General features: G+C 67.7%; 1 protein-coding gene and 1 pseudogene. Both read right to left on the bottom strand.

The window, feature by feature from the left end:
* On the bottom strand, window positions 1-699 hold a 699-nt coding region (locus KZA10_RS16110), incomplete at its 3' end, for a hypothetical protein (protein WP_218683390.1).
* A pseudogene (locus KZA10_RS16105) lies at window positions 689-986 on the bottom strand (hypothetical protein); the annotation flags it as partial. The pseudogene KZA10_RS16105 and the gene KZA10_RS16110, both read right to left, overlap by 11 nt.

Below are 986 nucleotides of genomic sequence, written 5' to 3'. Positions count from 1 at the left end.
GTCTGGTCGCTGCCGCAGCACCTCGGTCAGCGCGCCGATCACGACATCAGGGCGCTTGTACCCGTGCGGTGAGAGCAGGGAGAGCACCCGGGACGGGCGTTCGCCGATCGGTCGACCGAGGGGGTACTCGTCCGCGACCAGTGCATTCGGCAACAGATGTGAACTCAACCCCGCTTCGTCGCACTTCTCCGCCAACCACGGTGCGATCACGACGCGCTCGTCCACAGCGGCCCAGGCTGCGGTGATCTGCTCCGGGGTGTCCGCCCAGGTTTCGTAGTGCTGGATCAGCGCCGCCGAGCGGCGGCCATGCCGTGCCGCCACGTCGGCGACGAAGGGCATCGTCTGGACAGCGGTCGCGAGCAGTGCGTCCCCATCGGCGAGGCGGATGCGGGGAAACCATCCCGTCGCGCGCAACTGCACGCGTTCGTCGAGCGCGAACCAGGTCACGCCGTGACGCCGCCAGTCCCTGCGCTGGCCGCGCAGCCACCACGCCAGCACGCTTCTCATGGCCGGCCAGAGGCGCCGACGTCCTCCGGTGAACGCCTGCAGGGATTCCGAATGCCAGACCGTGACGGGGACACCGAGGTCCACGAGTGCGTTGGCGTACTCGTAGGCGACCTTGTATCCGCCGATCGGGACCTTTGCGACGGCGAGGAGGACGATGTGGACTCCGGGGGTGGAGGGTCTCTCAGATCTCATCAGTCTCCTTCGAGGTGGGCGATGCTCGCCTGGGCGGCTCCACGTCTCGGTGATGGAGCCCTACTTGAAACGCCAGCACCACGCAGGCGAGGAGCGTCGCGATCTCGCTGATGGCGAAGCCGGCTGCCACACCGACGATCCCGAAGGCGGCACCCAGCGCGATCATCGATGCAACTCCGCCGACCGCGGCGATCAGCGTCACCACGAAGACCGGGCGGTCTCTGCGTGCGGGGACCAGAATGTTCCGGATGAGAGGCGTCGACATCGTGACGCCGATGAAGGCGACG

Source organism: Microbacterium sp. BF1, assembly GCF_019279095.1.
Classification (GTDB): domain Bacteria; phylum Actinomycetota; class Actinomycetes; order Actinomycetales; family Microbacteriaceae; genus Microbacterium; species Microbacterium maritypicum.
This window is presented reverse-complemented; position numbering and strand designations above follow the sequence as displayed.